23 protein-coding genes and 1 pseudogene are annotated in these 26,948 nt (G+C 67.6%); 12 read left to right on the top strand and 12 right to left on the bottom strand.

What is annotated here, in order from left to right; all coding sequences use genetic code 11:
* Positions 1–14: 14 nt before the first annotated feature.
* Positions 15–1,469, bottom strand: coding sequence for an amino acid permease (locus ACZ9GM_RS06935; RefSeq protein ID WP_291476476.1), 1,455 nt, complete (start codon positions 1,467–1,469; stop codon positions 15–17).
* A gap of 67 nt (positions 1,470–1,536) precedes the next feature.
* Between ACZ9GM_RS06935 and dapE the strand changes: the two genes are divergently transcribed.
* The 5 genes from dapE (at position 1,537) to ACZ9GM_RS06910 (ending at position 6,060) form a co-directional block, all read left to right on the top strand.
* Positions 1,537–2,685 (top strand): succinyl-diaminopimelate desuccinylase, encoded by a 1,149-nt coding sequence (gene dapE, locus ACZ9GM_RS06930; RefSeq protein ID WP_291476473.1) that lies wholly within the window; start codon positions 1,537–1,539, stop codon positions 2,683–2,685.
* Positions 2,686–2,701: 16 nt separating this feature from the next.
* The gene (locus ACZ9GM_RS06925; protein WP_476037467.1) at positions 2,702–3,469 is read left to right on the top strand and encodes an LOG family protein; all 768 of its coding nucleotides are present in this window, start codon (positions 2,702–2,704) and stop codon (positions 3,467–3,469) included.
* A 26-nt stretch (positions 3,470–3,495) separates the two neighbouring features.
* Positions 3,496–3,720 (top strand): DivIVA domain-containing protein, encoded by a 225-nt coding sequence (locus ACZ9GM_RS06920; RefSeq protein ID WP_291476469.1) that lies wholly within the window; start codon positions 3,496–3,498, stop codon positions 3,718–3,720.
* A complete protein-coding gene (locus ACZ9GM_RS06915; protein WP_476037466.1) occupies positions 3,717–5,102 on the top strand; it encodes an aminopeptidase in 1,386 nt (461 codons plus the stop codon). Before ACZ9GM_RS06920 ends, ACZ9GM_RS06915 begins: the two co-directional genes overlap by 4 nt.
* A 61-nt stretch (positions 5,103–5,163) precedes the next feature.
* Positions 5,164–6,060, top strand: coding sequence for a methyltransferase domain-containing protein (locus ACZ9GM_RS06910; protein WP_291476466.1), 897 nt, complete (start codon positions 5,164–5,166; stop codon positions 6,058–6,060).
* Here ACZ9GM_RS06910 and ACZ9GM_RS06905 read toward each other — a convergent pair.
* Genes ACZ9GM_RS06905 through ACZ9GM_RS06895 form a run of 3 tightly spaced genes read right to left on the bottom strand, consistent with a single transcriptional unit; the run spans position 6,057 to position 8,979 of the window.
* Positions 6,057–7,523: a glycoside hydrolase family 32 protein gene (locus tag ACZ9GM_RS06905; RefSeq protein ID WP_476037465.1), complete on the bottom strand. Its 1,467-nt coding sequence runs from the start codon at positions 7,521–7,523 to the stop codon at positions 6,057–6,059. The genes ACZ9GM_RS06910 and ACZ9GM_RS06905 overlap by 4 nt on opposite strands.
* A 47-nt stretch (positions 7,524–7,570) precedes the next feature.
* Complete coding sequence (locus ACZ9GM_RS06900; RefSeq protein ID WP_291476463.1) at positions 7,571–8,281, bottom strand: DedA family protein; 711 nt, start codon at positions 8,279–8,281, stop codon at positions 7,571–7,573.
* A 20-nt stretch (positions 8,282–8,301) separates the two neighbouring features.
* On the bottom strand, positions 8,302–8,979 hold the full coding sequence (locus ACZ9GM_RS06895) for an O-methyltransferase (RefSeq protein WP_291476462.1): 678 nt from the start codon (positions 8,977–8,979) through the stop codon (positions 8,302–8,304).
* A gap of 200 nt (positions 8,980–9,179) precedes the next feature.
* Between ACZ9GM_RS06895 and sigE the strand changes: the two genes are divergently transcribed.
* From sigE to tatB, 3 genes are read left to right on the top strand one after another with little or no spacing between them, the layout of a single operon-like run.
* Positions 9,180–9,797, top strand: a complete 618-nt coding sequence (sigE, locus tag ACZ9GM_RS06890; RefSeq protein ID WP_476037464.1) for an RNA polymerase sigma factor SigE — start codon at positions 9,180–9,182, stop codon at positions 9,795–9,797.
* 10 nt (positions 9,798–9,807) lie between these two features.
* A complete protein-coding gene (locus ACZ9GM_RS06885; protein WP_476037463.1) occupies positions 9,808–10,176 on the top strand; it encodes a zf-HC2 domain-containing protein in 369 nt (122 codons plus the stop codon).
* Between the two features lie 45 nt (positions 10,177–10,221).
* Positions 10,222–10,749, top strand: coding sequence for a Sec-independent protein translocase protein TatB (tatB, locus tag ACZ9GM_RS06880; RefSeq protein WP_291476456.1), 528 nt, complete (start codon positions 10,222–10,224; stop codon positions 10,747–10,749).
* Positions 10,750–10,789: 40 nt separating this feature from the next.
* On the opposite strand, the gene ACZ9GM_RS06875 is transcribed toward tatB, so the two are convergent.
* From ACZ9GM_RS06875 to ACZ9GM_RS06860, 4 genes are read right to left on the bottom strand one after another with little or no spacing between them, the layout of a single operon-like run.
* Positions 10,790–11,920, bottom strand: coding sequence for an Mrp/NBP35 family ATP-binding protein (locus ACZ9GM_RS06875; RefSeq protein WP_476037462.1), 1,131 nt, complete (start codon positions 11,918–11,920; stop codon positions 10,790–10,792).
* Positions 11,921–11,950: 30 nt separating this feature from the next.
* Positions 11,951–12,493: a DUF1003 domain-containing protein gene (locus tag ACZ9GM_RS06870; RefSeq protein ID WP_291476453.1), complete on the bottom strand. Its 543-nt coding sequence runs from the start codon at positions 12,491–12,493 to the stop codon at positions 11,951–11,953.
* A gap of 56 nt (positions 12,494–12,549) precedes the next feature.
* Positions 12,550–13,821: a magnesium transporter MgtE N-terminal domain-containing protein gene (locus ACZ9GM_RS06865; RefSeq protein WP_476037461.1), complete on the bottom strand. Its 1,272-nt coding sequence runs from the start codon at positions 13,819–13,821 to the stop codon at positions 12,550–12,552.
* Between the two features lie 35 nt (positions 13,822–13,856).
* Positions 13,857–14,912: a magnesium and cobalt transport protein CorA gene (locus tag ACZ9GM_RS06860; protein WP_476037460.1), complete on the bottom strand. Its 1,056-nt coding sequence runs from the start codon at positions 14,910–14,912 to the stop codon at positions 13,857–13,859.
* 123 nt (positions 14,913–15,035) lie between these two features.
* Between ACZ9GM_RS06860 and ACZ9GM_RS06855 the strand changes: the two genes are divergently transcribed.
* Both ACZ9GM_RS06855 and ACZ9GM_RS06850 read left to right on the top strand, forming a co-directional pair.
* On the top strand, positions 15,036–15,230 hold the full coding sequence (locus tag ACZ9GM_RS06855) for a hypothetical protein (RefSeq protein ID WP_291476447.1): 195 nt from the start codon (positions 15,036–15,038) through the stop codon (positions 15,228–15,230).
* Positions 15,230–15,838, top strand: a complete 609-nt coding sequence (locus ACZ9GM_RS06850) for a type 2 periplasmic-binding domain-containing protein (RefSeq protein ID WP_476038323.1) — start codon at positions 15,230–15,232, stop codon at positions 15,836–15,838. The genes ACZ9GM_RS06855 and ACZ9GM_RS06850 overlap by 1 nt, the downstream gene beginning before the upstream one ends.
* Before the next feature lie 85 nt (positions 15,839–15,923).
* On the opposite strand, the gene ACZ9GM_RS06845 is transcribed toward ACZ9GM_RS06850, so the two are convergent.
* Positions 15,924–19,679, bottom strand: a complete 3,756-nt coding sequence (locus tag ACZ9GM_RS06845; RefSeq protein WP_291476446.1) for a multifunctional oxoglutarate decarboxylase/oxoglutarate dehydrogenase thiamine pyrophosphate-binding subunit/dihydrolipoyllysine-residue succinyltransferase subunit — start codon at positions 19,677–19,679, stop codon at positions 15,924–15,926.
* Positions 19,680–19,913: 234 nt separating this feature from the next.
* On the opposite strand from ACZ9GM_RS06845, the pseudogene ACZ9GM_RS06840 reads away from it, so the two are divergent.
* A pseudogene (locus ACZ9GM_RS06840) lies at positions 19,914–20,694 on the top strand (hypothetical protein).
* 95 nt (positions 20,695–20,789) lie between these two features.
* Here the strand turns inward: ACZ9GM_RS06840 and ACZ9GM_RS06835 are convergent.
* Together ACZ9GM_RS06835 and ACZ9GM_RS06830 are read right to left on the bottom strand one after the other, a co-directional pair.
* A complete protein-coding gene (locus ACZ9GM_RS06835) occupies positions 20,790–22,247 on the bottom strand; it encodes a glyceraldehyde-3-phosphate dehydrogenase (RefSeq protein ID WP_291476442.1) in 1,458 nt (485 codons plus the stop codon).
* A 141-nt stretch (positions 22,248–22,388) separates the two neighbouring features.
* Positions 22,389–23,888 (bottom strand): amino acid permease, encoded by a 1,500-nt coding sequence (locus ACZ9GM_RS06830; RefSeq protein WP_476037459.1) that lies wholly within the window; start codon positions 23,886–23,888, stop codon positions 22,389–22,391.
* 97 nt (positions 23,889–23,985) lie between these two features.
* Between ACZ9GM_RS06830 and ACZ9GM_RS06825 the strand changes: the two genes are divergently transcribed.
* Positions 23,986–26,169 (top strand): DEAD/DEAH box helicase, encoded by a 2,184-nt coding sequence (locus tag ACZ9GM_RS06825; RefSeq protein WP_476037458.1) that lies wholly within the window; start codon positions 23,986–23,988, stop codon positions 26,167–26,169.
* Positions 26,170–26,281: 112 nt separating this feature from the next.
* Here ACZ9GM_RS06825 and ACZ9GM_RS06820 read toward each other — a convergent pair whose 3' ends face one another.
* Positions 26,282–26,941 (bottom strand): HNH endonuclease family protein, encoded by a 660-nt coding sequence (locus tag ACZ9GM_RS06820; RefSeq protein WP_291476435.1) that lies wholly within the window; start codon positions 26,939–26,941, stop codon positions 26,282–26,284.
* Positions 26,942–26,948 lie beyond the last annotated feature (7 nt).

The following is a 26,948-nucleotide window of genomic DNA, read 5'->3' as shown; positions in this document are numbered from 1 at the left end:
CCACAGTCTACCGGTCAGTTGCCGGCGGTCTCCCCGGACCTGTCACGCAGGGCGTCATCGGCGAAACGGTCGTGGTGGCGGGTGACCCAGGCACCCAGCGCACACAGCAGACCGAAGGCGATGGCCACCGTGATGACCTGGTCCCGCGCGCTCTCGTCGAAGAGCATGAGGACGGTCAGTCCCGCCAGCGCGACGAGGGTGACGACCGGGAGCGTCGGCCAGAACCACATCTTCAGTTTCAGCGAGCCCTCCTCCTTCAGCAACGGACGCAGCTTCAGCTCGGACAGGACGATCATCACCCAGATGACCAGCAGGCAGCCGCCGACTGCGTTGAAGAGGATGTTGATGAGGTCCTCCGGACCCCAGAGCTGAAGACCCACGGAAATGAAGGCGAAGACCAGGGAGCAGATGACGGCCGGGAGCGGGACCTTCTGGGAGGAGAGCTTCCGGAAGACCTTCGGGGCGTTGCCCTGCCAGGAGAAGGAGTACATCAGCCGTGAGGTGGCGTAGATCTGCGCGTTGAACGCGGAGAGCAGCGCCAGGACGATGACGACCTCCATGATCCCGACGATCGCCGGAACATCGGCCATGCTGAGCACGCGGGTGAACGGCGAGTTGGAGGCGTCCTCCTCCTCGGCGAGATCCGTGTAGTTGATCAACGTGGTGATCACCGCGACAGAGCCCAGGTAGAAGATCATGATGCGCCAGACCACCGCGCGGACCGCGGAGGTGATGGCCTGGGTCGGCTTCTCGGACTCGGCGGCGGCGATGGTCACGATCTCGATACCGCCGAAGGCGAAGGCGACAGCCAGCAGGCCGGCGGAGATGCCGGAGATACCCTCCGGGGCGAACGGCGTGAGGTTGTCTGTGCCGACGGACCCGTGACCGGGCAGCCACCCGAGGATGAGCAGGGCACCGATGATGAGGAAGGCGATGATGACGGCGACCTTGACGAAGGAGAACCAGTACTCGAACTCGCCGAAGCCGCGGACGGCGAAGAGGTTCACGACGGTGAACAGGACCACACAGACCAGGCCGGGGATCCAGCCCTCCACGCCGAACCACTTGCCCATGATCGCACCGGCGCCGGTGATCTCGGTACCCATCACCATGATGAGCATGAACCAGTACATCCAGCCCAGGGAGAAGCCGGCCCAACCGCCGAACGCCTGGCGGGCGTAGGTGGCGAAGGTGCCGGAGGCGGGACGGGCGGCGGCCATCTCACCGAGCATCCGCATGACGAAGACGACGACGATACCGGCGACGATGTAGGAGACGAGGACCGCCGGGCCGGCCGCCTTGATGCCGACACCGGTGCCGAGGAACAGACCCGCACCGACGGCGGAACCCAGCCCCATCATCGTCAGGTGGCGGGTCTTGAGCCCGTGGCCCAGTTCGCCCCGCGTCTCTTCTGTGGTCGCGGCCTCGGACGCAGGTGATGCTGCGGAACCGCCCAGTGAACTACTCATGAACACTTATTCTGGCACAGTGCCAGCGACCTGCCGCACCTCTGGCACCTCTACGATGGGGGTCACGATGAACGAACAGACTGCACAACTCGATCTCACCCTCGATCCGGTGGCGCTCACCGCCGCGCTGGTCGACATTCCCAGCCGGTCCCACGAGGAGACCGTGATCGCCGACGCCCTGGAATCCGGGTTCGTCCGGCTCGCCCTGCCCGGTGTCACGGTCGACCGTCGGGGTAACACGGTCATCGCCCGGACGCACCGTGGACTGCCCTCCCGCGTGGTCCTCGCCGGCCACATCGACACCGTCCCCCCGGCCGACAACCTGCCGTCACGACGGGGTCCGGACACCGCGGGCGCCGACTGCATCCACGGGCTCGGTTCCGTGGACATGAAGTCCGGGGACGCCGTGTACATCCACGCGTTCGTCACCCTGGCACAGTCCGATGACCTGGCCCAGGACCTCACGCTCGTGCTCTACGACGGCGAGGAGGTCGCCTCACGCTACAACGGCCTGAAGATGGTCGCGGACACCGAGCCGGACCTGCTGGCCGGTGACGTCGCCCTGCTGGGGGAGCCCTCCGGCGCCGTCATCGAGGCCGGCTGCCAGGGTACGCTGCGGCTGAAGGTCACCGCCCACGGCACCCGTGCCCATTCCGCCCGTGCCTGGCTCGGCGACAACGCCGCCCACCGGCTGTCCCCGGTGATCGCCAGGATCGCGTCCTACGAGCCCCGCGACGTCGACATCGACGGCTGCCTCTACCGCGAGGGGCTCAACGTGGTGCACCTGGAGTCCGGGGTGGCGACCAACACCATCCCGGACGAGGCGTGGCTGTTCGTCAACTTCCGCTTCGCCCCGGACCGGTCGGGGGAGGAGGCCCTGTCCCACACCCTCGACGTCCTGGGCGTCGGGACCCCGGAGGATCCGGTGGACGGATTCTCCCTGGAGATCGACGACCTGTCCCCGGCCGCCCTGCCCGGGCTGCGCCGTCCGGCCGCCGCCGCACTGGTCACCGCCACCGGCGGCAACGTCCGGGCGAAGTACGGCTGGACCGATGTCGCCCGCTTCTCCGTGCTGGGCATTCCCGCGGTGAACTTCGGCCCCGGTGACCCCGGACTGTGTCACACCCCGCAGGAGAACTGCCCGGTCGAGATGATCACGACCGTCAGTGACCAGCTCATCAGCTACCTCACCACCCCGCCGGAGCTCCCGGCCTGACAGAGAGGACCTCACCATGGCTCCGATCCGACCGAACGACCCTTCCTGTTTCTACGAAGGTCCGGTCCTGCGACGCGGCGAAGGCCGGCGTATCAGACCGGCCACCACCACAGACCAGCGGTTGCTCGGTGAACAGCCGAACTCGGACTGGCTGCACACCGATCCCTGGCGGGTGATGCGGATCCAGTCGGAGTTCGTCGAGGGCTTCGGTGCCCTGGCGGACATCGGTCACGCCGTCACCGTCTGGGGTTCGGCCCGGACGTCGGAGGACCACCCGTGGTACCGGCTCGGCGTGGATACCGGACGCCTGCTCCGCGAGGCCGGTTACGCCGTGATCACCGGTGGCGGTCCAGGCCTGATGGAAGCCGCGAACCGTGGCTGCTCCGAGTCGGGTGGACTGTCCGTGGGCCTGGGCATCGAGCTCCCCCACGAGCAGGGGCTCAACGAATGGGTCAACCTGGGCCTGAACTTCCGCTACTTCTTCGTCCGCAAGACGATGTTCGTCAAGTACGCCCAGGCGTTCATCTGCCTTCCCGGCGGCTTCGGCACCCTCGACGAGCTCTTCGAGGCCCTCGTCCTCGTCCAGACCGGCAAGGTCAGCGAGTTCCCGATCATCCTCATCGGCAGCGACTACTGGGGCGGGCTGGTGGACTGGATCCGGGCACGGATGCTCGACGAGGGGCTCATCAGTGAGTCCGACCCGGATCTGCTGTACGTCACCGACGATCCGGAGGACGCCGTGAACCGGGTGGTCGCCGCCCACGCCCGACGCCGGCTCGGGTGACTGTCCGGTGAGGTAGGCTGACCGGCATGTACCTGCTCATCACCGTCATCGCTGCTCTGCTGGTGGGTCTCGTCCTCGTGTCGCTGGTCCAGACCACATTCGGCCGACCTGAGGAGGCGGCGGAGAGCACGGAGGACAGCGACGGCCCCCGCTTCCGGGTGGTGCGCCGCGGTTACGACATCGCCGAGGTCGACCGGTACCTCGACACCCTGCAGGACAGGGGCCATGACAGGAGCATGACGCAGGAATGAGCACCACGATCCCCACCCTCACCTCCGGTGCGCCCGCCAGTGGTTCAGAGGTCATCGACTGCCGCATCATCGTCCGCGACCGTCCCTCCACCGTCGTCCGGCCGGCCGCTGACGGGATCTGGGAGGTCCACGTCCCGGAACATCCAGTCCCGCTGACCGACCTCGCGGAGCTCCCGGCGGAGCCCCGTCTCGGAGATGACGGGTGGCGCGATGCGGGGGGCCGACTCGTCCGCCGTCTCACCGACCTGGTCGCCGTGCATCCGGTGAAGGCGAAAAGGCACCTTGTCCAGGTCAGCGTCCCGGCGTCCACCACCCGTCGAAACCTGCGCAACCTGGCACAGGGACTGGTCGGTGCCGGTCCCACGCCCCTCGTCGGAGCCCCGGACGCTGACCCTGCCGGCCCTGTGGTGCGGGACATCCGGATCGACCTCTCCGCCGTCACCGGCGACACCGCCTCCGCCGCTGGGCGCGAACTCCGGCTCGGGGCCGAGCTCGGTGCTGCCGCTGCACTTACCGACGTGCTCGGTGCGGTGCCGGACGGGTCCATGACCCTGGACTGGTGGCGGCAGCAGACCCGGGCCCTGTTCCACGGGCGCCCCGGCGTCCGGGTGAAGGTCCGGACCGGTGACTGGCTGGAACGCAAGGGCCTCGGCGGAGTGCTCGCCGCCAGCGCGGACCCGGCGCACACCGCCGGGCTCGTCGAGATCACCTGGGACCCCGCCGCCGCCGACGGTGAACTGACCGATGACCGGCCCGATGCCGTGCTCGTCGGTGGGGCTGTGGTCCCGGCGGTGCTCAGCGCCCTGTCCCGCCTGCACTCCCCGCAGAAGGTCATCGGACTGGTGCCGGTCACCGGCCTGCTCTCCGACCTGAGACCTCCGCTGACCGGACGGCCCGAGGAGGTCGTCACCCATGTCGGCGGGAAGACCACCACCCTGCACATCACCGGGGACGGGACCCGACGGGCCGAGACCGTGGCCCGGCTGGCTACCGCAGACACGCTGGCCTACGGGGTGCAGCGCCACCGGCCGCGCCGGATCATCAGTGCCGGTCCGACGTCCACCGGGGCCAGGGGCGCCCTCGGTACCCGCACCGGTGCCCTGTTCACCGGAGACCCGGTTCTCGCCCGACGACTCACCCTGCGCGGTGCGAAGGTGGGGGAGCGGTGGTGGCCGATGCCGCTGCCGACCGAGGTCGCACCGGAGCCCGGTGGTCCCGACCTGCTGAACTCCGCGCTGTACCTGCGCGGATTCACCGGGGATGTCACCCACATCCACCTCGACACCGCCGGGCCCGCCGCGGCCACCACGCCGGCCGGGGACACCGTGAGCGGCGTCTCCGGGTTCCCGGCCCGTACCCTTGTAGAGTGGCTCCGTAAATAGGGGTCACTCCGCTGACCCACCCGCGTTACCGCCCTTTTCTTCCCGAGGAGAATTTCGAACCGTGCTGTCCGATGTCATCGATCTGCTCGCCGATCCGGTCGACGGGACCCTGCTGCGCGCCGGGGACGAGTCCTGGCGGACCGTCGTCTCCGACTCCGGCCACAGCTATGACGTCGCCCGTCAGGGATACGTCACCCTCGTCGGAGGCGCAGGCCTGCGCTACACCGGTGACGATGCCGACATGATCACCGCGCGCGAAGCCTTCCTCTCCGGTGGACACTTCGCCCCATTCGTCGAGGCGGTGTCCGATGCCGTCGCCGATGTCCTCGACGACAACCACGTCTCCGAGGAGGACCGGCCCTCGGTCGTGGAGATCGGGGCAGGTACCGGGTACTACCTGGCCCACACGCTCGACGCGGTCCCCGGCTCCCGGGGCATCGGAGTCGACGTCTCCGTGCCCGCGGCCAAGCGACTGGCGCACTGCCACCCGCGGGTCGGGGCGATCGTCGCGGACGCCTGGGCCCGACTGCCGCTGCGGGATGACAGCATCGACGTCATGACCGTCATCTTCGCCCCGCGCAATGCCGCGGAGTTCGCCCGCGTCCTCACTCCGGAGGGCCAGGTCGTCGTGCTCACCCCGGACGCCGGCCACCTCGCCGAGCTGCGCGCCCCACTGGGCATCATCGACGTCGAGGAGGGCAAGGTCGACCGGATGATCACCCAGGCCTCCGGCTACCTTGTGCCGGTCGGGGAACCGGAGCATGTAGAGTTCGTCATGAACCTCGACCAGGCGTCCATCGCCGCTCAGATCGGCATGAGCCCCTCTGCCCGCCACATCCACCCGAAGGTGCTGGCCGAGCGGATCGCCGGCCTCCCCAAGGTCATGCAGGTCACGGCCCGTGCGACTGTGACCCGTCTCGCCCGCGACCCCCGTACGCTGGGCTTCAACGGGTCCTAGTCGTCGGCGGCGAGGTCCCGGTCGGCCAGGGCTGCCTCGGCGATGAGCCGCTCCTGCTCCTCCGGGTTGTCGAGCTGCGCCAGCCGACGCTGCAGCCGGCGTCCCAGTGACTCCATCGCCGACAGGACGCGGGCCCCGGCGGTGGTGTCCACCCGGAACTTCGCGAAGGGTGCGTCCCCGTGCAGTGAACTGGTCAGCGAGACCAGTCCACCGTCGGCGAAGACCTCGCACACCGGACCGTCGACGAGGATGGTGAGGGTGTCCGAGTCACCGTCGGCCAGCTCCGCGGTGCGGACGTCTCCGACTCCGTCGCGGGTGGGGCGGGTTACCTCGATCCGGTCGCCGGAATGGCGCACGGTGGCCAGCAGCCCGTCCTCCTCGTCGAGCAGGGAGACGGTCACGGCACCACGTGAGACGTCGAGCTGGGCGGTGAACACCGCCGCACGGTCGGTGTAGGAACGCACCGCCGAGGGCACACCGACGATGTCCTGGTGCAGGTGGCCGCCACGCAGGGTGAGGAAGCGTGGCACTGACAGACAGTTCGCCCAGGTACCCGTACCGTTTCCGGGGAATGTCCCGACCAGTCCCACGATGACCGGCTGGATGCCCTGGACGACCCGGGGTCGGGTGAAGTCGTGACCGTTGTCGAAGAGCTGGAACCCGGTCTCGACGGTGAACGTCGTCCCGGAGAGGGTACCGACGAGATAGCCGGCGCTCTCCCCGCCGCTGCTGCCCTCGTCGTCGGCCGGGTAGGTGATGAACAGCACGTCGCTGGTCTCGTCGGTGAGCTCATCGGTCATGGTGACGATGCGCGGTGCGAAGGGACGTCCCCGGGGCACAGTGGTGTCGGTCGAACCTCCGGTGATCTCCAGCGATCCGAGGGCGGTCCAGTGCTGCCGGTCGTCGGAGGTGAGCACGACGATGTCGGCGGCGGTCTCGTCGACGAGGTCGAGAGCGATCATCAGCCAGCCGTCGTCGTGCCGGATGACGCTCGGGGTCACCAGCGCGGTGACCGGGTGGTCGTCGTCGTCGATCTCCACCGGACCGAGGCGCTCGACCTCCCTGCTCACGATGCTCGGGTCGTCGGAGATCTCCGCGGAGATGGCGTCCAGGTCGGAGATCCGGGCACGATGGATCCGGAAGTTCCGGGCGCCGCGCCGGTCATGGGGTAGATCGGAACCCCGCACAGCCTCGCCGTCGGAGGGGGTGGTGGTCACGAAGAACAGTTCCACGGTGCCGTCACTGACCAGGACGGAGGATCCGGCCAGGCATTCGACTTCATCACCCTCGGGGGCGAGGACGTCGTCACAGACGTCCCAGCCGTAGGGGAGGCCGGTCGCCATCTGGTGTGCCCAGCGTGCGCCGGAGTCCGGGGTGGGGCGGAACTGGTGGAAGACATGCAGGTTGCTACCCTGCCTGACGGCTCCGGCCGGTGCCTCGAGGACACCGGTTTCCGCAGTCACATGGAGTTCAGGTCGAAAGCGATTCACGAACCCCTGTATACCAGCGGTCAGGAGGCGGGTGGCGGGACCGGAGCCGAGGCGAGGGTGTCCGCGCCGTGTACGCCGGTCGAATCGGCCGTTCCGGTAGTGGCGTCCGTCCCCTGACGCTTGCCCCGCCACCATTCCACGGCCAGCGGAATCACCGACAGAGCCACGAGCAGGACGATGATGAGGTCGACATGGGCCCGGATGAAGTCGACCCCGCCGAGGAAGTACCCGGCGACGGGGATGATGCAGGCCCAGGCGGCGCCGCCGATGATGTTGTAGGGCACGAAGCGGCGGCGTTCCATGCCGCTGATCCCGGCGAGTACCGGGACGATGGTGCGGATCACCGGGACGAACCGGGCGAGGATGACCGCGTGCGGGCCGCGGGTGACGAAGAAGTCCTGCGCCTTGCCGATCCGTTCCTCACCGATCATCCGGGCGGCCCGGGAGCGCAGGATCGGTGGGCCGGCCCACCGTCCGATCTGGTAGCCGGTCTGGTCTCCGATGACGGCGAAGACGACGGCGACGGCAAGCAGCTGCCACAGCGGGAACACGGGGTCGTCGCCACCGGTGAACAGGCCGGCGACGAAGAGCAGGGAATCACCGGGCAGGAAGAAACCCACGAGCAGGCCCGTCTCGGCGAAGAGGACCAGGGCGATGCCGACCAGTCCGAAGGCCGAGACGATGTGCTCGACGTCGGTGACGCTGTTGTAGAAGTCGGTGATGGAATTCACCGGAAGAACGATAGCACCCTTCAGCGCCGGGTGATTACCGTCATGCCGGCGCCTAGCGGCAGTCGGGAGGTGGAGACGGTGCCGGCGTCCACCAGTTCCCGCAGGTGGACCTCGGCGGCACGGGCCGCCTCGGTCTGCCGGTCGGTCCGGGCCGGGTCGCCGGGCGCGCCGTCCAGGAGGGCGTCGAGCAGGACGAGGACGCCGCCGGTGCGAAGTGCCGGGAGCGCGTTGTCGACCGCGGCCGAGAGCAGCTCGGGATCCACGTCGGCGACGATGATGTCGTAGGAGTCGGTCGCCAGACGGCCGATGCCGTCGAGCGGGGCAGAGGGAACGAAGCGGAAGGCGGTGGGACGCAGCCCCACGGAGGTGAAGGCCTCCTTCGCCAGCTTCTGGTGCTGGGCCTCGGGGTCGATGCAGGTGACGTGGCCGACCGGCTCCGTGCCGGCACCGCGGAACCCGGCGAAGAGATGCAGGCCGATCACGCCGCAGGCCGGGGACATGACCACGGCGCTGGGCTGGGCGGAGCCGGTGGCACGGGCGGCGAGGAACGAGAGGAACTCGCCGGTCGCGGCGTCGGGGCTCAGCAGGCCGAACTCGTCGGCGGCGGTCTGTGCCCGGTCAAGGTTGTCGTCGGAGGCGGCGGTGCCGTTGATGTAGGTACGCACGGCGTCGAGGGCGGATCCGGTGTTGACATTCACAGGATCCAGCTTAGGGGGAGGTCACCCCCGACCGGTGCAGGAGGTCCCGGCGAGTCGGGGAACCCGCTGCCCGCCCCGTGGTCCCGTCATGTATATTTGTCAGTGGAAACAGCGCTCTCCGCGGTGCACGCCGGTGGTTCACAGCGAACTTCCAGCCGGTGCGGACCGCATTTCAACCCCGGTGACCCAGAATGGAACACATGACTTCCGCAGTGTCCCCCGACCCCACCTCCGGTGCCCACCCTGACGGTGACCCCGCTACCGGCACCGGTGCATTCGACCGCGGTGAAGCGGACATGCCGGCATGGGGGGATCTCGTCGCCGAGCATGCGGACGGTGTCTACCGGCTGGCCTACAGCCTTTCCGGCAACCGGCAGGACGCCGAGGACCTCACCCAGGACACCTTCATGCGCGTCTTCCGGTCGCTGAAGAGCTACCGGCCCGGGACCTTCGAGGGCTGGCTGCACCGCATCACCACCAACCTCTTCCTCGACATGGTCCGCCACCGGGCAACGGTACGGATGGAGGCCCTGCCCGAGGACTACGAGCGGGTCGCCGGCGAGCACCCCGGTCCCGAGCGGGTCTTCGAGTTCAACCACCTCGATCCGGCTCTCGCCCGGGCACTGGACGATCTTTCCCCGGAGTTCCGCGTGGCCGTCGTGCTCTGTGACGGACTGGACCTCAGTTACGAGGAGATCGCCGACACCCTCGGACTGAAGATGGGTACCGTGCGTTCCCGGATCCACCGGGCCCGTGCCCAGCTGAGGGCGGCACTGGACCGGACGGCCGGGGAGCTGAGCTATGTGGCCGGGGAATGATGTCGGGCATTTGACGACCGAGGCCGTCGCAGCCCTGGTGGACGGAGAGCTGTCCCGGGGTGCGGAGAGCCGGGCGAAGGTGCACCTGGTGCACTGCAGTGACTGCCGCGAGGAGGTTCGGGCACAGCGCCAGGCCGCGGCGCGGATGCGGGACCAGGCCGGCACCATGTCGGAGGTGCATGCCCCGGGGGCGTTGCTCGACCGGTTGACCGGGATCCCGACGTCCTGCGGGGAGCAGGTCGCTGCGTCGGACGACCTGGACGGCCATGACGCGGTGGGGGTCGACGGGTGCCGGCGACCCGAGTCACTGGGGGACCGGCTGTCCACCTCCGTGCGTCGCATGCTGCGTGTGTCGCAGACTGGGCGGGGTCGGCGGTAGAATCACCCGGGTCAGGGCACAGAGCAGGAAGTCAGGTGGAACACGGTGTTCTCCAGCGTCGGATGGGGCGAGGTCCTCGTCCTGGTCATCGTCGGCATCATCGTGGTCGGCCCGGAGCGGCTGCCCCGGATCATCACGGACATCAAGGCGATGATCCACGCCGCACGTGGTGCGATCAGCTCGGCGAAGGAGGAGCTGGGGGACGACTTCAAGGAGGACTTCGAGGACTTCCGCAAGCCGCTGTCGCAGATCAACGACATGCGGCGCATGGGTGCGCGGGGTCTCGTCAGTAAGGCCCTGCTCGACGACGACCCCGAGTTCTTCCGCGACATCGAGGCCTCGGCACGCGGGGTCAGCGACGCGGTCACGGGCAGTGGGGAGACGACCTCCGCGGCCGGGAGGCAGGCACCCGCTCCGTCCGCTCCCGCGCCCGCCACTCCTCCGGCTCCTTCACCTGCAGCGCCCGCCGGGCCCGCTGTGTCCTCCGGTGCCGGAGACACCACCGCCGCCGATCAGAAGAAGACCGGCGGCGGAGCGGACTGGGGCGACATGGACGAGGGCGACGTCCTCTAGGAGGGCCGACCCGCCTCACCGAGGTGGGGCAGGCGGGGGATCAGTTCCGTGTGACGCCCAGGTTCAGCGGACGCCCCGCCAGCGACTGACGGCGGGTGACCAGCTGGTCAGCGAGCTTCCCGAGGGCGACCGCGGAGGGGGAGTCCGGCTGGGACACGGCGATCGGGTTACCCACGTCGCCGCCGACGCGCAGATCCGGATCCAGCGGGATCGAGCCCATCAGGGGCACCGGGGAACCGGTGATCTCGGTGAGCCGGTCGGCGACATGCTGGCCACCACCGGAACCGAAGACGTCCATCACGGTCCCGTCGGGCAGCACCATGCCGGACATGTTCTCGATGACACCACCGATGCGCTGGCGGGTCTGCTGGGAGATCGAGCCGGCACGCTCGGCGACCTCGGCGGCCGCGGCCTGCGGGGTCGTCACGATCAGCAGTTCGGCGTTCGGGACCAGCTGAGCGACCGAGATCGCCACATCGCCGGTGCCGGGCGGGAGATCGAGGAGCAGCACGTCCAGATCGCCCCAGAAGACGTCGGAGAGGAACTGCTGGATCGCGCGGTGCAGCATCGGTCCACGCCAGATGACCGGGGAGTTTCCCTCGAGGAAGTGTCCGATGGAGATCATCTTCACGCCGTGTGACTGCGGCGGGATGATCATGTCGTCCACCTGGTTCGGCATGGCGGTGGAACCCATGAGGTGGGGCACGGAGTGACCGTAGATGTCGGCGTCGACGATGCCGACATTGAGCCCGCGCGCCGCGAGTGCGGTCGCCAGATTCACGGTGACGGAGGACTTGCCGACACCGCCTTTGCCGGACGCGACGGCGTAGACACGGGTCGTAGAATCGGGCTGGGCGAAGGGGATGACCGGCTCCGTGGTCGTGCCACGGACCTTCAGGCGCAGCTCACGACGCTGCTCGTCGGTCATCACGTCGGTGGTGACGGTGGCTTTCGTGACCCCGTCGACACTTTCCGTGGCCTCCCGCGTGCGGTCGGTCAGGGTGGTCTTCATCGGGCATCCGGCGATGGTGAGATAGATCTCGACCGCGACTTCGTCCCCGTTGACGGTCACGGACTTCACCATGCCCAGATCGGTGATGGGGCGGTTGAGCTCCGGGTCCTCAACCGACGACAGTGCGCTGCGGACAGCCTCTTCAGTGACAGTAGACATCGCCCGGTATGTTACACCCGGCCGGCCGGATCACCGAGGCCGGTCAGAGGGGCCGTCCTGGCCGTCATTGTCGTCGTGCTCGCGGTCCTCGAGCTTGTCCTCGATGCGGTGGAGCAGATCGGTGAGGTCGTCAAGTTCGTGACGCAGGTAGTCGCGGGTCACGTTCTCACCCACGGCGATGCGCAGACCGGCGAGCTCGCGCGCGAGGAACTCGGTGTCCGCCTTGGTCTCGGCGGTGCGGCGTCGGTCCTCGTTGAGGGAGACACGGTCGCGGTCGTCCTGCCGGTTCTGGGCGAGCAGGATCAGCGGCGCCGCATAGGCAGCCTGCGTCGAGAACGCCAGGTTGAGAAGGATGAACGGGTACGGATCCCAGTTCCACCACATGCCGCCGATGTTGAGCAGGATCCAGATGATGACGAAGACGGTCTGCCACAGCAGGTAGCTTCCGGTACCGAGGAAGCGGGCCACCCGCTCTGCGCCGACGCCGACGGCGTCCCCGTCAAGGGAGAACAGTTTCTTCCGTCGTGCCCCGGTGGGGGTGTCCAGGTCGGTGCGGGCGTAGTTGTCCGGCACGGTTCCTCCTTCGAGCGGTGGTCGGGGCAGCAGTTGTGCAGAGGGTTGTCCGCCGGTCAGGCGGGGGAGCGGAGTTCCCGCCAGTCGTCGTCACGCCAGTCCTCGGGGAGGAGGTCATCGAGCAGGTCGTCGACTGCCACGGCGCCGAGCAGGTGCTGGTTGTCGTCCAGCACCGGGCCGCAGACCAGGTTGTAGGTCGCGAAGTAGCGCGCGGCGGTCTCGATCGAGTCATCTGTGCGCAGAGCGGGGAGATCCAGGTCGAGGATACCGCCGATCAGTGTTGACGGCGGCTCGCGCAGCAGCTTCTGTAGGTGGACACAGCCCAGGTAGCGGCCGGTCGGGGTGGCCTGCGGCGGGCGTACGACGAACACCAGGGAGCTCAACGCGAGCGGGAGCTCGGGGTTGCGTGCATGGGCCAGTGCCTCGGCCACGGTCGCCTGCGGGGTGAGGACCATGGGCTCCGGGGTCATCAGGGCACCCACCGTGTCCGGTGAAAAACTCATCAGACGACGGACCGGCTCGGACTCCTCCGGGTCCATGAGCTCCAGCAGGACGTCGGCCTTGTCGTCGGGCAACTCGCCCAGCAGATCTGCGGCGTCATCCGGGTCCATCTCCTCGAGGATGTCCGCGGCACGCTCGATGGTCAGGGTCTCCAGGATCGCGGTCTGCTCGTCATCGGGCAGTTCGGCGAGGACATCGGCCAGCCGTTCGTCGGCGAGCTCTCCGGCGACCCGGTAGCGGCGGTCGACAGGCAGGTCGTGGAGGGTCTGCGCGACATCGGCGTTGCGCATCTCCTTGAATTCGGCGATGAGCTCGGCGTCCGCGTCCTGCGGCCCCGCGCCGGAGGCCGAGAGACCGTGGACGTGTGAGAAGGGGACGATCGCCGGAGTGGACCGCCGACCGAGACGGCCACGGGTGATCACCGCGACGCGGCTGATGTCCCACTCGCGGGTGCGGGTGAGCTCCAGTTCGACATCGGAGATCTCCACCGCGCGACCGGTGAGGTGTTCGTGCTCGGGGTCGTCGATGTGGACACGGGCACCGATGAGATCGTACATCACCGAGACCTCGCCGGACCTCGACTTGAAGGGACGCAGACTCACCGAGCTGGTGTTCATCGTCACCTCCTTCGGATCGACGGAGGCGATCCGGAGCATGGGGAGGAAGATCCGTCTCTTCCCGGCGACCTCGACAACGAGTCCGAGGGCGCGGGCACGACGGGCGCCGATACTCACGACGACGTCCCTGACCCGGCCGACGGACTCCCCGTCGGCACCGAGCAGGATCATGCCGGCCAGTCGGCCGGCGAAAACTCGGGAAGCACTCATAGACCAGAGGATACGTGACGGGGCCGGGGCAGCACTCAGAGCCAGCGGTTGTGGCGGAACAGGACGATCAGGCCGGTGCAGATCGCCACCATGAGACAGATGACAAGGGGGTAGCCGAAGGTCCAGTCCAGTTCGGGCATCTTCTCGAAGTTCATCCCGTAGATGCCGGCGATCATCGTCGGCACCACCGCCACCGCCGCCCAGGCGGAGATCTTGCGCATGTCGGTGTTCTGCTGCAGTGAGATCTTCGCGGCCGCGGCGTCCACCAGGGAAGCCAGGCGTTCGGCGAAGTTGCCGGTACGGTCCGCGGCGAGGATCTGGTGGTCGAGCACATCGCGGATGTAGGTACGGCTCTCGTCGACGATGCTGTCGTGGTCGGAGACCAGGAGCTTCAGTGCCACCGTGAGGGGGTCGATGGCGTGGCGGATCTCGAGAACCTCCCTCATCAGCAGGTAGACCTCCTCGATGGAGAAGGAGACCGACGGTGCGAATACGGTGGTCTCCATTGCGGTGACGTCGTCCTCCAGCTGGAGTGTCACATCGAGGTAGTGGTCGACGATCGCGTCGGCCAGGGAGTAGAGCACGGTCTGAGGCATGAAGACCCGCTCGAGGTTCTCCGTGACCCGGTCGGTGGGGTCCGGGGTGTCCCCGTGGGTGACGGTGACGACGAAATCTCGGCCGAGGATGACCTGCGCCTCGCCGGTGGTGACGTCCGGGGTGAGGTCCGTGTCGGTGCCGCCCGGGGTGTAGTTCACCGTACGCAGCACGAACAGCATCTGACTCCTGTAGCGCTCGAACTTCGCCCGCTGGTGTGCGCAGACCGCATCCTCCACGACGAGTTCGTGGATGCCGAAGACCCCGGCGATCCGGTGCATGAAGACCTCGTCAGGTTCCGTCACATGGACCCAGCAGAAGTCCCCGTCGCCCAGTGACTCGTGGGCGTGGCGCAGTGCCTCGATGTCATCGGCGGTGGTGGCGAGGTCGAAGCGTTCGGGGGTGCCCTCGTCGGCGATCCTGCCGGGTGTACTGCTCCGGTACTCGGCGCGGTAGACGGTGCAGTGTGCTTCTGCGACAGAGAGGGGACTGCTCATGCTGACAGTCAACCAGATCAGTGCGTGATGTGGCGGGGCGTTACGGTGCACCCCCGCGTCAGTGACTACTCTGGTCGGGACGGACAGCACCGAACCGAGGGAAGGACCGGGTGACTGACAACCATGACCCGACTGATCGCCGGCGGCCTCTGCGGCCTCGCCGTGATACTCGTCATCGCGGGGAACTCCCTGTGGATCCCGCATGCCGTGGCGGGCGCGGTGGCGGCGGCCGGGGCACTGGCCAGCGACCACAACCGGTGGTGGGGACTGATCCCGTGGATCGCCCTGGTCGTACTCATCATGGCGGTGTGGTTCTGATGGGCCCCGCCGGAAGGAAGACAGTGGTCGCGCTCGCCGCACTGACGGCTCTCACGGTGCCGCTGGCGGCCTGCAGTTCCACGGCCACGGTGCCGCAGCAGGCGGCCGTCGCCGCCTCGACAGAGGGACCGGTGACCGTCGGAGCGACCGACGGTCCGCTGCAGCAGGCGTTGGCGGAGAAGATCAGCTCGAAGCTCGAGAGCGCCGGACGCAGCGTCGAGGTGACCACGGTGGACGCCGGTGACCGCATCGCGCAGGTGCGCGACGGCGAACTCACCGTGGTCACCGGATGCGTCGGCGAGCTGCTGGACACCCTTGACGCCGCCAAGGGGCAGGAGCTGCGGGGGCTCTACGCGGAGGCTCAGGAGGCCGGGGACGTGGACCGTGACATGTGGCGCGACATCACCCACTCCACGATGGTGTCGGCTCTGCCGACCGACCTGCAGGCCGCGGATCCGGGCCAGTCGGTGGCCTGTGAGGATGATTCGCTGCCGCAGAACACCGTCGCCCTGTTCGCCAAGCCGACCATGGACCGCAAGGATCGTAAGGCCCTCAACGACGTCGCCGGGGGAGTGACGACCGAGGACCTGCGCGCCGCGGCGGACTAGGCCGGCGGAGACAGACACAGACCCCCGCACCGGAGCATCCGGTACGGGGGTCTCTGTCTGTCGTTCTCCGGGAGTCTGCCGGGTGTCAGTCGGCGAAGGCCTCGTTGAGGAGAGCTTCCTGCTCAAGGTGGTGGACCTTGGCGACGCCGGTGGCGGTGGAGGACTGGGCGCGGCGGGAGATGCGCTTCATGGTGAAGCCCGGGATCCGCTCCGGCAGGTTGAGGGCCAGGAAGGGCCATGCGCCCTGGTTGGCCGGCTCATCCTGGACCCAGCGGACCTCGGCGCCCGGGTAACCCTCGGCGACGGTTTCGCGGATTCGGTTGTGCGGGATCGGGTGCAGCATCTCGACGCGGACGATGGCGACATCGTCGCGGCCCTCGTCGGCGCGCTTCTTCTCCAGGTCGTAGTAGATCTTGCCCGTGCACATGAGCACCTTCTTGACTCCGGCGCGGTCCTTCGTGCCGTCGGCGAACCGCGGGTCGTCCAGCACCGACCGGAACTTCGTCACCGTGGTGAAGTCCTCGACCGTGGAGGTCGCGGCCTTGTTGCGCAGCATCGACTTCGGGGTGAAGACGACCAGCGGGCGACGCATGGTGCCCAGTGCGTGGCGGCGCAGCAGGTGGAAGTGGTTTGCCGGGGTGGACGGTTGGGCGATGGTCATCGAACCTTCGGCAGCCATCTGCAGGTAGCGCTCGATACGGGCCGAGGAGTGGTCCGGGCCCTGGCCCTCGTAACCGTGCGGCAGCAGCAGGATGACGCTGGACAGCTGGCCCCACTTGGCCTCGCCGGAGGAGATGTACTCGTCGATGATGGTCTGGGCGCCGTCGGCGAAGTCGCCGAACTGTGCCTCCCAGGCGACGACCGCGTCGAGGTTACCGACGGAGTAACCGTACTCGAAGCCCATACCGGCGTACTCGGTCAGCGGGGAGTTGAAGGCACGGAAGGAACCGCCGTTGCCGGCCTTCCGGGCCACCTCCTCCAGCGGGCTGAAGGGCTGGTTGGTCTCCGAGTCGAAGAGAATCGCGTGACGCTGGGTGAAGGTGCCACGCTGGGAGTCCTCACCGGCGAGACGCACGAGGCGTCCCTCACGGGCGAGGGAACCGAAGGCGAGCAGCTCACCGAAGGCCCAGTCAATCTTGCCCTCGCGGGACATCTGGTGGCGACGCTTGACCACGGAGCGGACGCGCTGGTGGATGCTGAAGCCCTCCGGGGCGTCCACCGAGAAGCTGTCGCCGATCTCGGCGATGACGTCCGGGGTGATGGAGGTGTCCAGCCCGGTGGTCAGGGCCTGACCACCGGCGATTCCGGTCTGGGCGGCCGGGGAGGCGCCCGTGATGCCTTCCTTGACCTGGTTGAAGACGGCCTCCAGCTGGCCGTGGAAGTCATCGGCGGCGCGCTGGGCGTCCTCGGCGGTGATGTCACCGCGTCCCACGAGGGTGTCGTGGTAGATGGAACGCACGGTCGGGCGGTCCTCGATGATGCTGTACAGCTCCGGCTGGGTCATCGACGGGTCATCGGACTCGTTGTGACCGCGACGTCGGTAGCAGACCATGTCGATGAAGACGTCCTTGCCGAACCGACGGCGGTACTCGACAGCCAGCCGGGCGACCCAGACGCATGCCTCGGGGTCGTCACCGTTGACGTGGAAGACCGGGGCGTCGAAGCCCTTGGCGATGTCGGTGGCGTAGTGGGTCGAACGGCCACGGTCCGGGGTGGTGGTGAAACCGATCTGGTTGTTGACCACGACGTGGACCGTACCGCCGACGGTGTAACCGCGCAGCTGGGCCATGTTGATGGTCTCCTGGACGATGCCCAGACCCGTGAAGGCCGCGTCACCGTGCATGAGGATCGGCATGATCGGACGCTGCTCGGCGTTCGGCGACAGGTCCTGGTGGGCGCGGGCCAGACCCTCCATGACCGGGTTGACGGCCTCGAGGTGGGACGGGTTCGCGGTCAGGGTGACCTTGATGTCGTTGTCGCCGAACATCTGGGTGTAGACACCCTCGGTACCCAGGTGGTACTTCACGTCACCGGAGCCACCGGCGGCGGCGGGCTCGATGTTGCCCTCGAACTCACCGAAGATGGTGGAGTACGGCTTGCCGACGATGTTCGCGAGGACATTGAGGCGGCCACGGTGGGGCATACCGATGACGACCTCTTCGAGACCCTGTTCGGCGGCCTGGTCCGCGGCGGCGTCCAGCATCGGGATGAGGGCTTCGGCACCCTCGAGGGAGAAGCGCTTCTGGCCGATGTACTTGGTCTGGAGGAAGTTCTCGAAGGCCTCGGCGGAGTTCAGCTTCTGCAGCAGGTACTTCTGCTCGGGGTTGGACAGCTTCTGCTGACCGGCCTCGATGTGCTCCTGCAGCCAGAGGCGCTCGTCCTTGTCGAGGATGTGGGTGTACTCGGAGCCGACCTTGAGGGTGTAGGCCTTCCGCAGGGTCGCGAGGACCTCACGCAGGGTCATGGTCTCGCGACCGGCGAAGCCGCCGACGTTGAACTTACGGTCCAGGTCCCAGAGGGTCAGGCCGTGGCTCTCGATGTCCAGGTCGGAGTGATCCGGCACCGGCAGTCCGGGCTGGGCCCAGTGCAGCGGGTTGATGTCGGCGATGAGGTGACCGCGGGAGCGGTAGGACTCGATGAGCTGCATGACGCGGGTGGACTTGTCCACACCGGAGGCCGGCATGTCCTGGCACCAGCGGGTCGGGGCGTAGGGGACACGCAGGGAGATGAAGATATCGTCCCAGAAGCCGTCGTCGATGAGCTGGCGGCTCATGTCACGCAGGAACTCGCCGGACTCCGCACCCTGGATGATCCGGTGGTCGTAGGTCGAGGTGACGGTGACGAGCTTGCCGACGCCCAGATCAGCGAGACGGTCTTCGGAGGCGCCGGCGAACTCGGCCGGGTAGTCCATGGCACCGACACCGATGATCGCACCCTGGCCGTTGGTGAGTCGGGGCACCGAGTGGCGGGTGCCGATCCCACCGGGGTTGGTCAGCTGGATGGTGACACCGGAGAAGTCGTCCATCGTCAACTTGCCCTGGCGGGCGCGGACGACGATGTCCTCGTAGGCGTCGACGAAGCCCTCGAAGGAGAGGGTCTCGCACTCGCGGATGGCGGCGACGACGAGGTTGCGGTTGCCGTTCTTGGAGACGAGGTCGATGGCCAGTCCGAGGTTGATGTGCTCGGGGGTGACCACGGCGGGCTTGCCGTCGATGACCTTGTAGCTGTTGTTGATTGTCGGATGCGCCTTGACGGCATTGATCAGCGCCCACCCGAGGATGTGGGTGAAGCTGATCTTGCCGCGACCCTGGGACCGGAGGTGGTCGTTGATCATCGCCCGGTTCTCGAACATGAGCTTGGCCGGCATGTCCCGGACGGTGGTGGCCGTCGGGATGGTCAGCGAGGCGTCCATGTTCTTGGCGATCGCGCGCTGGGCGCCCTTGAGGTTCGCCTCGCCCGGGGTGAGCGGCTCGGCGGCACCCTTCGGTGCCGGGGGAGCGACGCGGGTCGGGATCGGGTTGGCAGACGGTGCGACATTGCTGCCGATGGAGGCTGCGGCACTGACCGGACGCCCCGTGGTCGGGGCGGACGGGACAGCGGCCGGGGAGGTCGCGGGGGCGGTCGACGTGGCGGCGGCAGGGGTGGCCGCCGGGGCCGTCACGGTCGCGTCCTTCGGAGCGGCTGCCGGAGTCGCGTCACCGGTGGTCTTCCCCTCCGAGAAAAAGTCCCGCCATTCCTTGTCCACGGACTGCGGGTCCTCCTTGAACTGCTGGTGCATCTGGTCGACCAGCCATTCGTTGGAACCGAAATTGGAGCTGTTCACAGCAGGTCCTCGCCTCATTTCATGATGTTGTCAATCTCGACCAACCACCCTACTACATGTGGCCTTTACCACGATGTCGCAGGGGCTGTCCGCGGAACCATCGACAAACCATATATTTTCAGTTGTTTCCCGAACGGGGGGCACGCCCGATCTGTCCGGTGTCGGCTAGCATGGGTGACGGTTCCGACGGCGTACCCGGGTGATGTGCCCGGGGCGAGACCCGTTCGGAGTGGACCGTAGGAGGTTCCCCTCGTGGGTTTCTATGTGGACATCGCTGAAGCGCTCGACGCGGAGGGGATAGAGTCCCGTGTCAATGACGGCACCCTCTTCGTTCCGGTGTCGGAGGATCTGGAGGTCCAGTTCGTCGACATCACCGGGGGGACGGGGATCCCCGGTGCGAACGTCTTCCTTGCCATGGCCGATGTCGCCGAGGATGACGAGGAGTTCGAGGCGGCCCTCGTCGGCGTCGTCTTCTCGGTGGAGGACGCCGTCGCCACGGTAGCCCGCCATGTCGCCACCGACCTGGTGGTCGGCACGGTCCGCGATCTCATCGAGGGGACCGACCCCCGCGTCGTCGATCTCGAGTTCGTCCAGGATCCGGTGGAGGCGCTGACCGTCAGCGCTGAGGTCGGGGAGAGTTCGGAGATCGTCGTGACCTTCGAGGGGGAGGAGGGGACCCCCACCGCACGGGTGCAGTTCGTGACCCTCGGCGAGGACTTCGAGGACCTCATGGACCAGGCGGTCGCCGAGATCTGGGACGAGGAGGAGGACCCGGATCCGGAGGACGACGCCGACGGGGCCTCCCATGCCTCCGAGGTCGACCGGCAGCGGGATCCTGGAGGGCCTCGTCCACGATATCGCGGACATGACCGAGGAGATCCTCGAGCTCGGGTCCTACCGGGACTTCGACCGGCTCTTCGACGTTCTCTTCGTTGCGCAGGAGCAGGCCTCGGCCTGGGAGGAACTCCTGGTGCCCCTGGAGGAGCTGTGGGAGGACGAGGAAGCAGACGACGCTCACGACGCCGACGACTGAGCCCCCTCCCGGCCGTCCCTGACAGCACGACGCCCACCCGGTCCGGACCCCGGACGGGTGGGCGTCGTATTGTCCCGGCGCTGTGGAGCGGGGGCCTACGCCAGCTCGGCGGGCTCCATACGGGCCGGATACACCTTCGGGCGGGCGCCGGCGATGTCCTCGACGATGCGGATCACCTGGTTGGAGTAGCCGAACTCGTTGTCGTACCAGACGTAGAGTACGAGGTTCTTCCCCTCGGCGATGGTCGCCAGGCCGTCGACGATGCCGGCGTGGGTGGAACCGACGAAGTCGGAGGAGACGACATCCGGGGACTTGATGTAGTCGATCTGCTGACGCAGGTTGGAATGCAGGGCCACCTTGTGGAGGTACTCGTTGACCTCGTCACGGGTGGTCTCCGTGTCCAGGTTGAGGTTCAGCACGGCCATCGACACGTCCGGGGTGGGGACGCGGATCGCGTTACCGGTGAGCTTGCCGGCGAGGTCCGGGAGGGCCTTGGCGACGGCCTTGGCGGCACCGGTCTCGGTGAGGACCATGTTCAGACCGGCGGAGCGGCCACGGCGCGGGCCCTTGTGGAAGTTGTCGGTGAGGTTCTGGTCGTTGGTGAACGAGTGGACCGTCTCGACGTGGCCGTGGACGATGCCGTAGCGGTCGTCGATGACCTTGAGCACCGGGGTGATGCCGTTGGTGGTGCAGGACGCCGCGGACAGGACGCGGTCCTCCGGCACGATGTCCTCGTGGTTGATCCCGTACACGATGTTCTTCACGTCGCCCTTGCCCGGGGCGGTGAGCAGGACCTTGGACACTCCCTTGGACTCCAGGTGACGGGACAGGCCGTCCCGGTCACGCCAGGCGCCGGTGTTGTCGACGATGATGGCGTCGTTGATGCCGTAGGAGGTGTAGTCGATGCCCGAGGGATCGGAGGCGTAGATGACCTGGATGGCGGTGCCGTTGGCCCAGATGATCTCGTTCTCCTCGTCGACGGTGATCGCACCGTCGAAGGCGCCGTGGATCGAGTCGCGGCGCAGCAGGCTGGCGCGCTTCTCGATGTCGTCGGAGCTCTTCTTGCGCAGCACGACAGCGCGGAGCCGGACACCCCCGTAGGTGGCCTCGCGGGAGATGAGGATGCGGGCCAGCAGACGCCCGATGCGGCCGAAGCCGTAGAGGACGATATCCGCCGGGTCCTTCTCGGAGTGCTGGTTGATGACGTCGGTGAGCTCACGCTCGAGGTACTCGCGCAGGTTCCTGCCGCCTTCGGCCTCGAACCCGGTGGCCAGCCGGCCCAGGTCGATGGAGGCGGTGCCGAGGTTCATCTCCACCAGTTCCTGCAGGATCGGCAAGGTGGAGCTCAACGGCAGCTCGCGGTCGGTGACCAGACGGGCGTACCGGTGGCTCTTGATGATGTCGATGTCGGTGACATTGACGAGCAGGCGGCCGAACACTGAGGTGACGACGTTGTGCTCGTTGTGCAGCCGGGTGATCAGCGGGAGGATCTCCTGCGCCAGGGCGATGCGGTTGCTCCAGTCGCTCTGGTTTGCGGGGGCCTGTGCAGTCATGGGGGTCCTGTTCGAAGTCGTGGAGACGGTATCTGACGGGCATGTCCGGACGCGTCGGGTTCCGGGTGTGCTCCCGGGTGGGGTGCCGGTTCACCCCTACGGTAGTTCAGACCCCACATGGCGTCCTAGTCGCGTGTCTGTTTACGGGGTTACCGGTGACTCCGGCTCCCCCTGGTGCCCTGTGGGTTCCTGGTCCAGGGCCCGTGCGCGGCGTCGGGTGAGGGGATAGAGCACACTCATGCCGACGGTGAAGATGACACCGGCAAGCAGCGCCGACCGGTACTCGGCCAGCCAGAACATCGTGCCGAAGGTGATGAGGATGACGGCGATGGCGAAATACTGTCCCCAGGGCCAGAACGGCACCCGGAATGACAGGGAACCGGGGTCGACCTTCTCCCGGCCACCCCAGCCGTAGCGGCTGGCGAGGTGGGCCAGCAGGATCATCAGCCAGACGAAGACGGTGGCGAAGGTCGCCAGTGCTGCGATGGACTCGAAGAGATCCGCCGCGGTCGCGTTCCACAGCTGCAGGGCGACACCGGTGACGAGGACGCAGAGCATCGCGCTCACGGTCGTCACGGGGACGCCGTTCCTGCTCAGCTTCGCGAAGACCGAGGGGGCGAGGTGTTCGCGCGCCATGCCGAAGACGACGCGTCCGGCACCGTAGAGGTCCGAGTTGATCGCCGAGAGTGCCGCGGAGAGTACCACGACATTGAGCAGCGCCGCCGCCCAACCGACGCCGAGGGTGCTGAAGATCTGGACGAAGGGGGACTCCTCGCCGGTGATCTCACGCCACGGCGTCACCGAGACGATGACGAGGATGGCCAGGACGTAGAACAGCAGGATGCGCACTGGAACGGTGTTGATCGCCTTGGGGATGGCGGTCTTGTAGTCCTTGGCCTCCCCGGCGGTCACTCCGATGACCTCGGTGCCGCCGAAGGCGAAGAGCACGAGAATCAGGGAACTGAGGACGCCGGTGGCGCCGTTGGGGAACAGGCCCCCGTCATTCCACAGGTTGTCGATACCCGCGGATCCGCCGGTGTCGACGTTGAACACGAGGATGACCGCGCCGCCGACGATCATCGCCACGACGGCGGTGACCTTGACGATGGTGAACCAGAACTCCAGCTCGCCGTACCAGCGGGTGGAGGCGAGGTTGGCGGCGGCGACAATGATCAGGGCGACCGCGACCCAGACCCAGCTGGCGGTGTCCGGGAACCAGAACTTCATGTACAGCGCCACGGCGGTGAGGTCTGCCAGACAGACGATGATCATCTCGAAGGCGTACATCCAGCCGGTGATGTACCCGGCCCAGCCGCCGAGGTACCGACGGCAGTGCTCTGCGAAGGATCCGGCGACCGGTTCAGCGACGGACATCTCGCCGAGGGCGCGGAGCATGAAGTACACGACCGCGCCGCCGAGCAGGTACACGAAGACCACGCCGGGACCGGCGGCGCCGATGGCGCCGGAGGACCCGTAGAACAGACCGGTGCCGATGGCGGACCCGAGGGCGATGAAGTGGATGTGCCGGTGGGTCAGGGCCCGGTGCAGCTGGCGGGTGGTGCTCGCCGACGGTCCGTGCGGGGTGGGCGTACCGGACGGCGAGGACGGGGAAGGGGAAGCTGGGTCAGTCACGCAGGTCATCCTAGATCGTGATGTCCCTTGTCCCACATCATGGGTTCAATCTGGAGTAGAATACGCCGAATCGCTTTTGGAGTCCCGGACACCTATGATGGGGGTAATGACTGAAACTGAGAACGTTTCCGGCGACGAGAACCAGCCGGACACCTCCCAGTCGACGGTTACTCAGAACGATCTGCTCGAGACCTCGGGGGAAGCCCCCCTGAGCGTCGGTGACATTGTGGGCGCAGATGATTCCGAGAACACCGCGGACAGGGATGTCACCGAAGAAAATCCTGCAGACAACGACAATACTGAGACTGAATCCGGTTTCGCGGGCCTCGGCCTGCCCGACCGTATCCTCGCCGCAGTGAAGAAGGTCGGCTATGTCACGCCGTCCCCGATTCAGGCGGCCACCATTCCGGCTCTGATGGACGGGCGCGACGTCGTCGGTCTTGCCCAGACCGGTACCGGCAAGACCGCGGCCTTCGCGCTGCCGGCCCTGTCCCGCCTGGACACCACCGAGCGCCGCCCGCAGGTGCTCGTGCTGGCCCCGACCCGTGAGCTCGCGCTCCAGTCGGCCGACGCCTTCGAGTCCTTCGCCAGCCACATCGGTGGCGTGAGCATCCTCCCGATCTACGGCGGTGCCCCCTACGGCGCACAGCTGTCCGGCCTTCGTCGTGGCGCACAGGTCATCGTGGGTACCCCAGGTCGTATCATCGACCACCTGGAGAAGGGCAGCCTGGACCTGTCCCACCTGCGTTTCCTCGTTCTCGACGAGGCCGACGAGATGCTCAACATGGGCTTCCAGGAGGACGTCGAGCGCATCCTCGCCGACACCCCGGACTCCCGCCAGGTCGCCCTCTTCTCCGCGACCATGCCCTCGGCGATCCGTCGTCTGTCGAAGCAGTACCTCAACGACGCCGAGGAATATACCGTCAAGTCCGAGCAGCGGACCGGTGACAACATCACGCAGGACTACCTGATGGTGTCGCACCGCAACAAGCTCGACGCGCTGACCCGCATCCTCGAGGTCACCGAGTTCGACGCGATGATCATCTTCGTGCGCACCAAGAGCGACACAGAGGAACTCGCGGAGAAGCTGCGGTCCCGTGGTTTCGAGGCCGCCGCCATCAACGGTGACATCGCGCAGAACCAGCGTGAGCGCACCGTCGACCAGCTCAAGGACGGCCGGCTCGACATTCTCGTGGCCACCGACGTCGCTGCCCGTGGCCTCGACGTCGACCGCATCACCCACGTCTTCAACTACGACATCCCGCGGGACACCGAGTCTTACGTGCACCGTATCGGTCGTACCGGCCGCGCAGGCCGCACCGGTCGGGCGATCCTCTTCGTCACCCCGCGTGAGCGTCGTCTGCTGAAGAACATCGAGCGTGCGACCAAGTCCCACCCCAACGAGATCCAGCTGCCGGGTGTCGACGAGGTCAACGAGGCCCGGAAGAACAAGTTCTTCACCTCGATCACCGAGGCCCGCAACGGTAAGCAGGTCGACCTCTTCCGCGATCTCATCACCGGGTACGCCGAGGCCAACGAGGTCACCCCGACGGATATCGCCGCCGCCCTGGCAGCGAAGATCCAGGGCCGCGAGGCCTTCTACGTCCAGGAGATCCAGGAGCCGCAGCGTCGTGAGCGTCGCAGCCGGGACGACTGGGACCGCGGCGAGGAGAACCCGGGCGTGCACCGTCCCTTCTCCGAGCGTTTCAACCGGGACGCCCCGAAGGTCACCGACCGCAACGGCAAGGAGCTGGCTGTCTACCGCGTCAGCGTCGGACACCGTCAGCGCGTCCGTCCGGGCGCCATTGTCGGTGCGCTGGCCAACGAGGGCGGACTGAACTCCCGCGACTTCGGCCGGATCAGCATCTTCTCTGAGCATTCGCTCGTGGAGCTGCCGGCGGATCTGCCGAAGGAGGTCTTCGAGCAGCTCGATCAGACCCGGATCTCCGGCAAGCTGATCAACATCGAGCCGGACCCGGGTGCCCCGGCCGGACGTCCCGCCCGCAACCGGCGCGACCGTGACGACCGTGACGGTGACCGTCGTGGCGGCGGTCGCGGTGGATACGGCGGACACGGCGGACACGGCGGACGCGGTGGACGCAACGACCGTGGCGGCTACTCCGACCGCGGGCGTTTCGACCGCGACAAGGGCAACCGCGACCACGGCAACCGTGACCACGGTGGACGCAGCAGCTGGCGCGGCAACCGAAACGACCGGTACGACCGTAACGACCGTAACGACCGCCGTGGGGACCGTGGCGGTTACCGGGGTCGTCGTGACCGCGACTAGTCAGGTCTGACAGACCACCAGATCCACCACCCCTCATGTCACCGGGAGACCCCGGAACTGACCTGAGGGGTGGTGGATTTCTGTATCGGTGGGGGAGCGGTGGTTGGCCCGGTCACAGCCGGCAGGCGCGGCGGGCGGCCGAGGCGTCAGCCTCGCTGACGCTCAGCCCGTAGTCGACCGAGACCGTCAGGTAGCGGGCGACATAGGCACACGGGGCGGCACCGGACAACGGGGGAAGCCATTCGGCCGGCGTCCCGTCGCTCTTGGCCTGGTTCGCGCTCCCCGAGACCGCCAGGAGGTTCAGGCGCAGGTCATTGGCGAAGGCGACCCGCGCGGTGCGGTCCCAGGCATGTGCCCCGTGGTCCCAGGCCGCGGCCAGCGGGACGACATGGTCGATCTCGACGTCCGACGGGGAGATCAGGTCTCCGGTGTAGACGTCGGTCGCCGACCCCTCCGCCCGAGGACAGGTGGTGCGACCACTGTCCGCCGGGGTGGCGGCGTCGAAAACGTCCAGCATCACCCGTTCCCGGGTGGTGCACAGTGCACCCTCGGCGGTGACCCCGGTCTCCCATCCGCCGAAGTGACTGCGGTCGTAGCCGACGACGTGCACCCGACGGGGGACGGTCCGCACCTCGTCCAGCAGCGAGTCGAGGAGACGCCTGTCCTCATCAGCGGGCAGCGGGGTGTCCTCCCCGGGGCGAAGGAGGAGAAGCGCGCCCGCGAGGGTGGCGCAGACCGCGGAAATGACGAAGGCCGGTCGTGGGAGTCGCATACTCTGT

It is taken from the genome of Corynebacterium sp. UD i78, assembly GCF_056280545.1.
Note: the sequence above shows the minus strand (reverse complement) of the source record. Positions and strands in the feature narration are given on the sequence as shown.

Coding starts and splice junctions, on each gene's coding strand:
- ACZ9GM_RS06865 (WP_476037461.1), bottom strand. CDS start 13,821: ATGAGTGCTTCCCGAGTTTTCGCCGGCCGACTGGCCGGCATGATCCTG.
- ACZ9GM_RS06820 (WP_291476435.1), bottom strand. CDS start 26,941: ATGCGACTCCCACGACCGGCCTTCGTCATTTCCGCGGTCTGCGCCACC.
- ACZ9GM_RS06825 (WP_476037458.1), top strand. CDS start 23,986: ATGACTGAAACTGAGAACGTTTCCGGCGACGAGAACCAGCCGGACACC.
- ACZ9GM_RS06855 (WP_291476447.1), top strand. CDS start 15,036: ATGACCCGACTGATCGCCGGCGGCCTCTGCGGCCTCGCCGTGATACTC.
- ACZ9GM_RS06915 (WP_476037466.1), top strand. CDS start 3,717: ATGAGCACCACGATCCCCACCCTCACCTCCGGTGCGCCCGCCAGTGGT.
- ACZ9GM_RS06835 (WP_291476442.1), bottom strand. CDS start 22,247: ATGACTGCACAGGCCCCCGCAAACCAGAGCGACTGGAGCAACCGCATC.
- ACZ9GM_RS06935 (WP_291476476.1), bottom strand. CDS start 1,469: ATGAGTAGTTCACTGGGCGGTTCCGCAGCATCACCTGCGTCCGAGGCC.
- ACZ9GM_RS06860 (WP_476037460.1), bottom strand. CDS start 14,912: ATGAGCAGTCCCCTCTCTGTCGCAGAAGCACACTGCACCGTCTACCGC.
- ACZ9GM_RS06850 (WP_476038323.1), top strand. CDS start 15,230: ATGGGCCCCGCCGGAAGGAAGACAGTGGTCGCGCTCGCCGCACTGACG.
- ACZ9GM_RS06925 (WP_476037467.1), top strand. CDS start 2,702: ATGGCTCCGATCCGACCGAACGACCCTTCCTGTTTCTACGAAGGTCCG.
- ACZ9GM_RS06830 (WP_476037459.1), bottom strand. CDS start 23,888: ATGACCTGCGTGACTGACCCAGCTTCCCCTTCCCCGTCCTCGCCGTCC.
- ACZ9GM_RS06920 (WP_291476469.1), top strand. CDS start 3,496: ATGTACCTGCTCATCACCGTCATCGCTGCTCTGCTGGTGGGTCTCGTC.
- sigE (WP_476037464.1), top strand. CDS start 9,180: ATGACTTCCGCAGTGTCCCCCGACCCCACCTCCGGTGCCCACCCTGAC.
- ACZ9GM_RS06845 (WP_291476446.1), bottom strand. CDS start 19,679: ATGAGGCGAGGACCTGCTGTGAACAGCTCCAATTTCGGTTCCAACGAA.
- dapE (WP_291476473.1), top strand. CDS start 1,537: ATGAACGAACAGACTGCACAACTCGATCTCACCCTCGATCCGGTGGCG.
- ACZ9GM_RS06875 (WP_476037462.1), bottom strand. CDS start 11,920: ATGTCTACTGTCACTGAAGAGGCTGTCCGCAGCGCACTGTCGTCGGTT.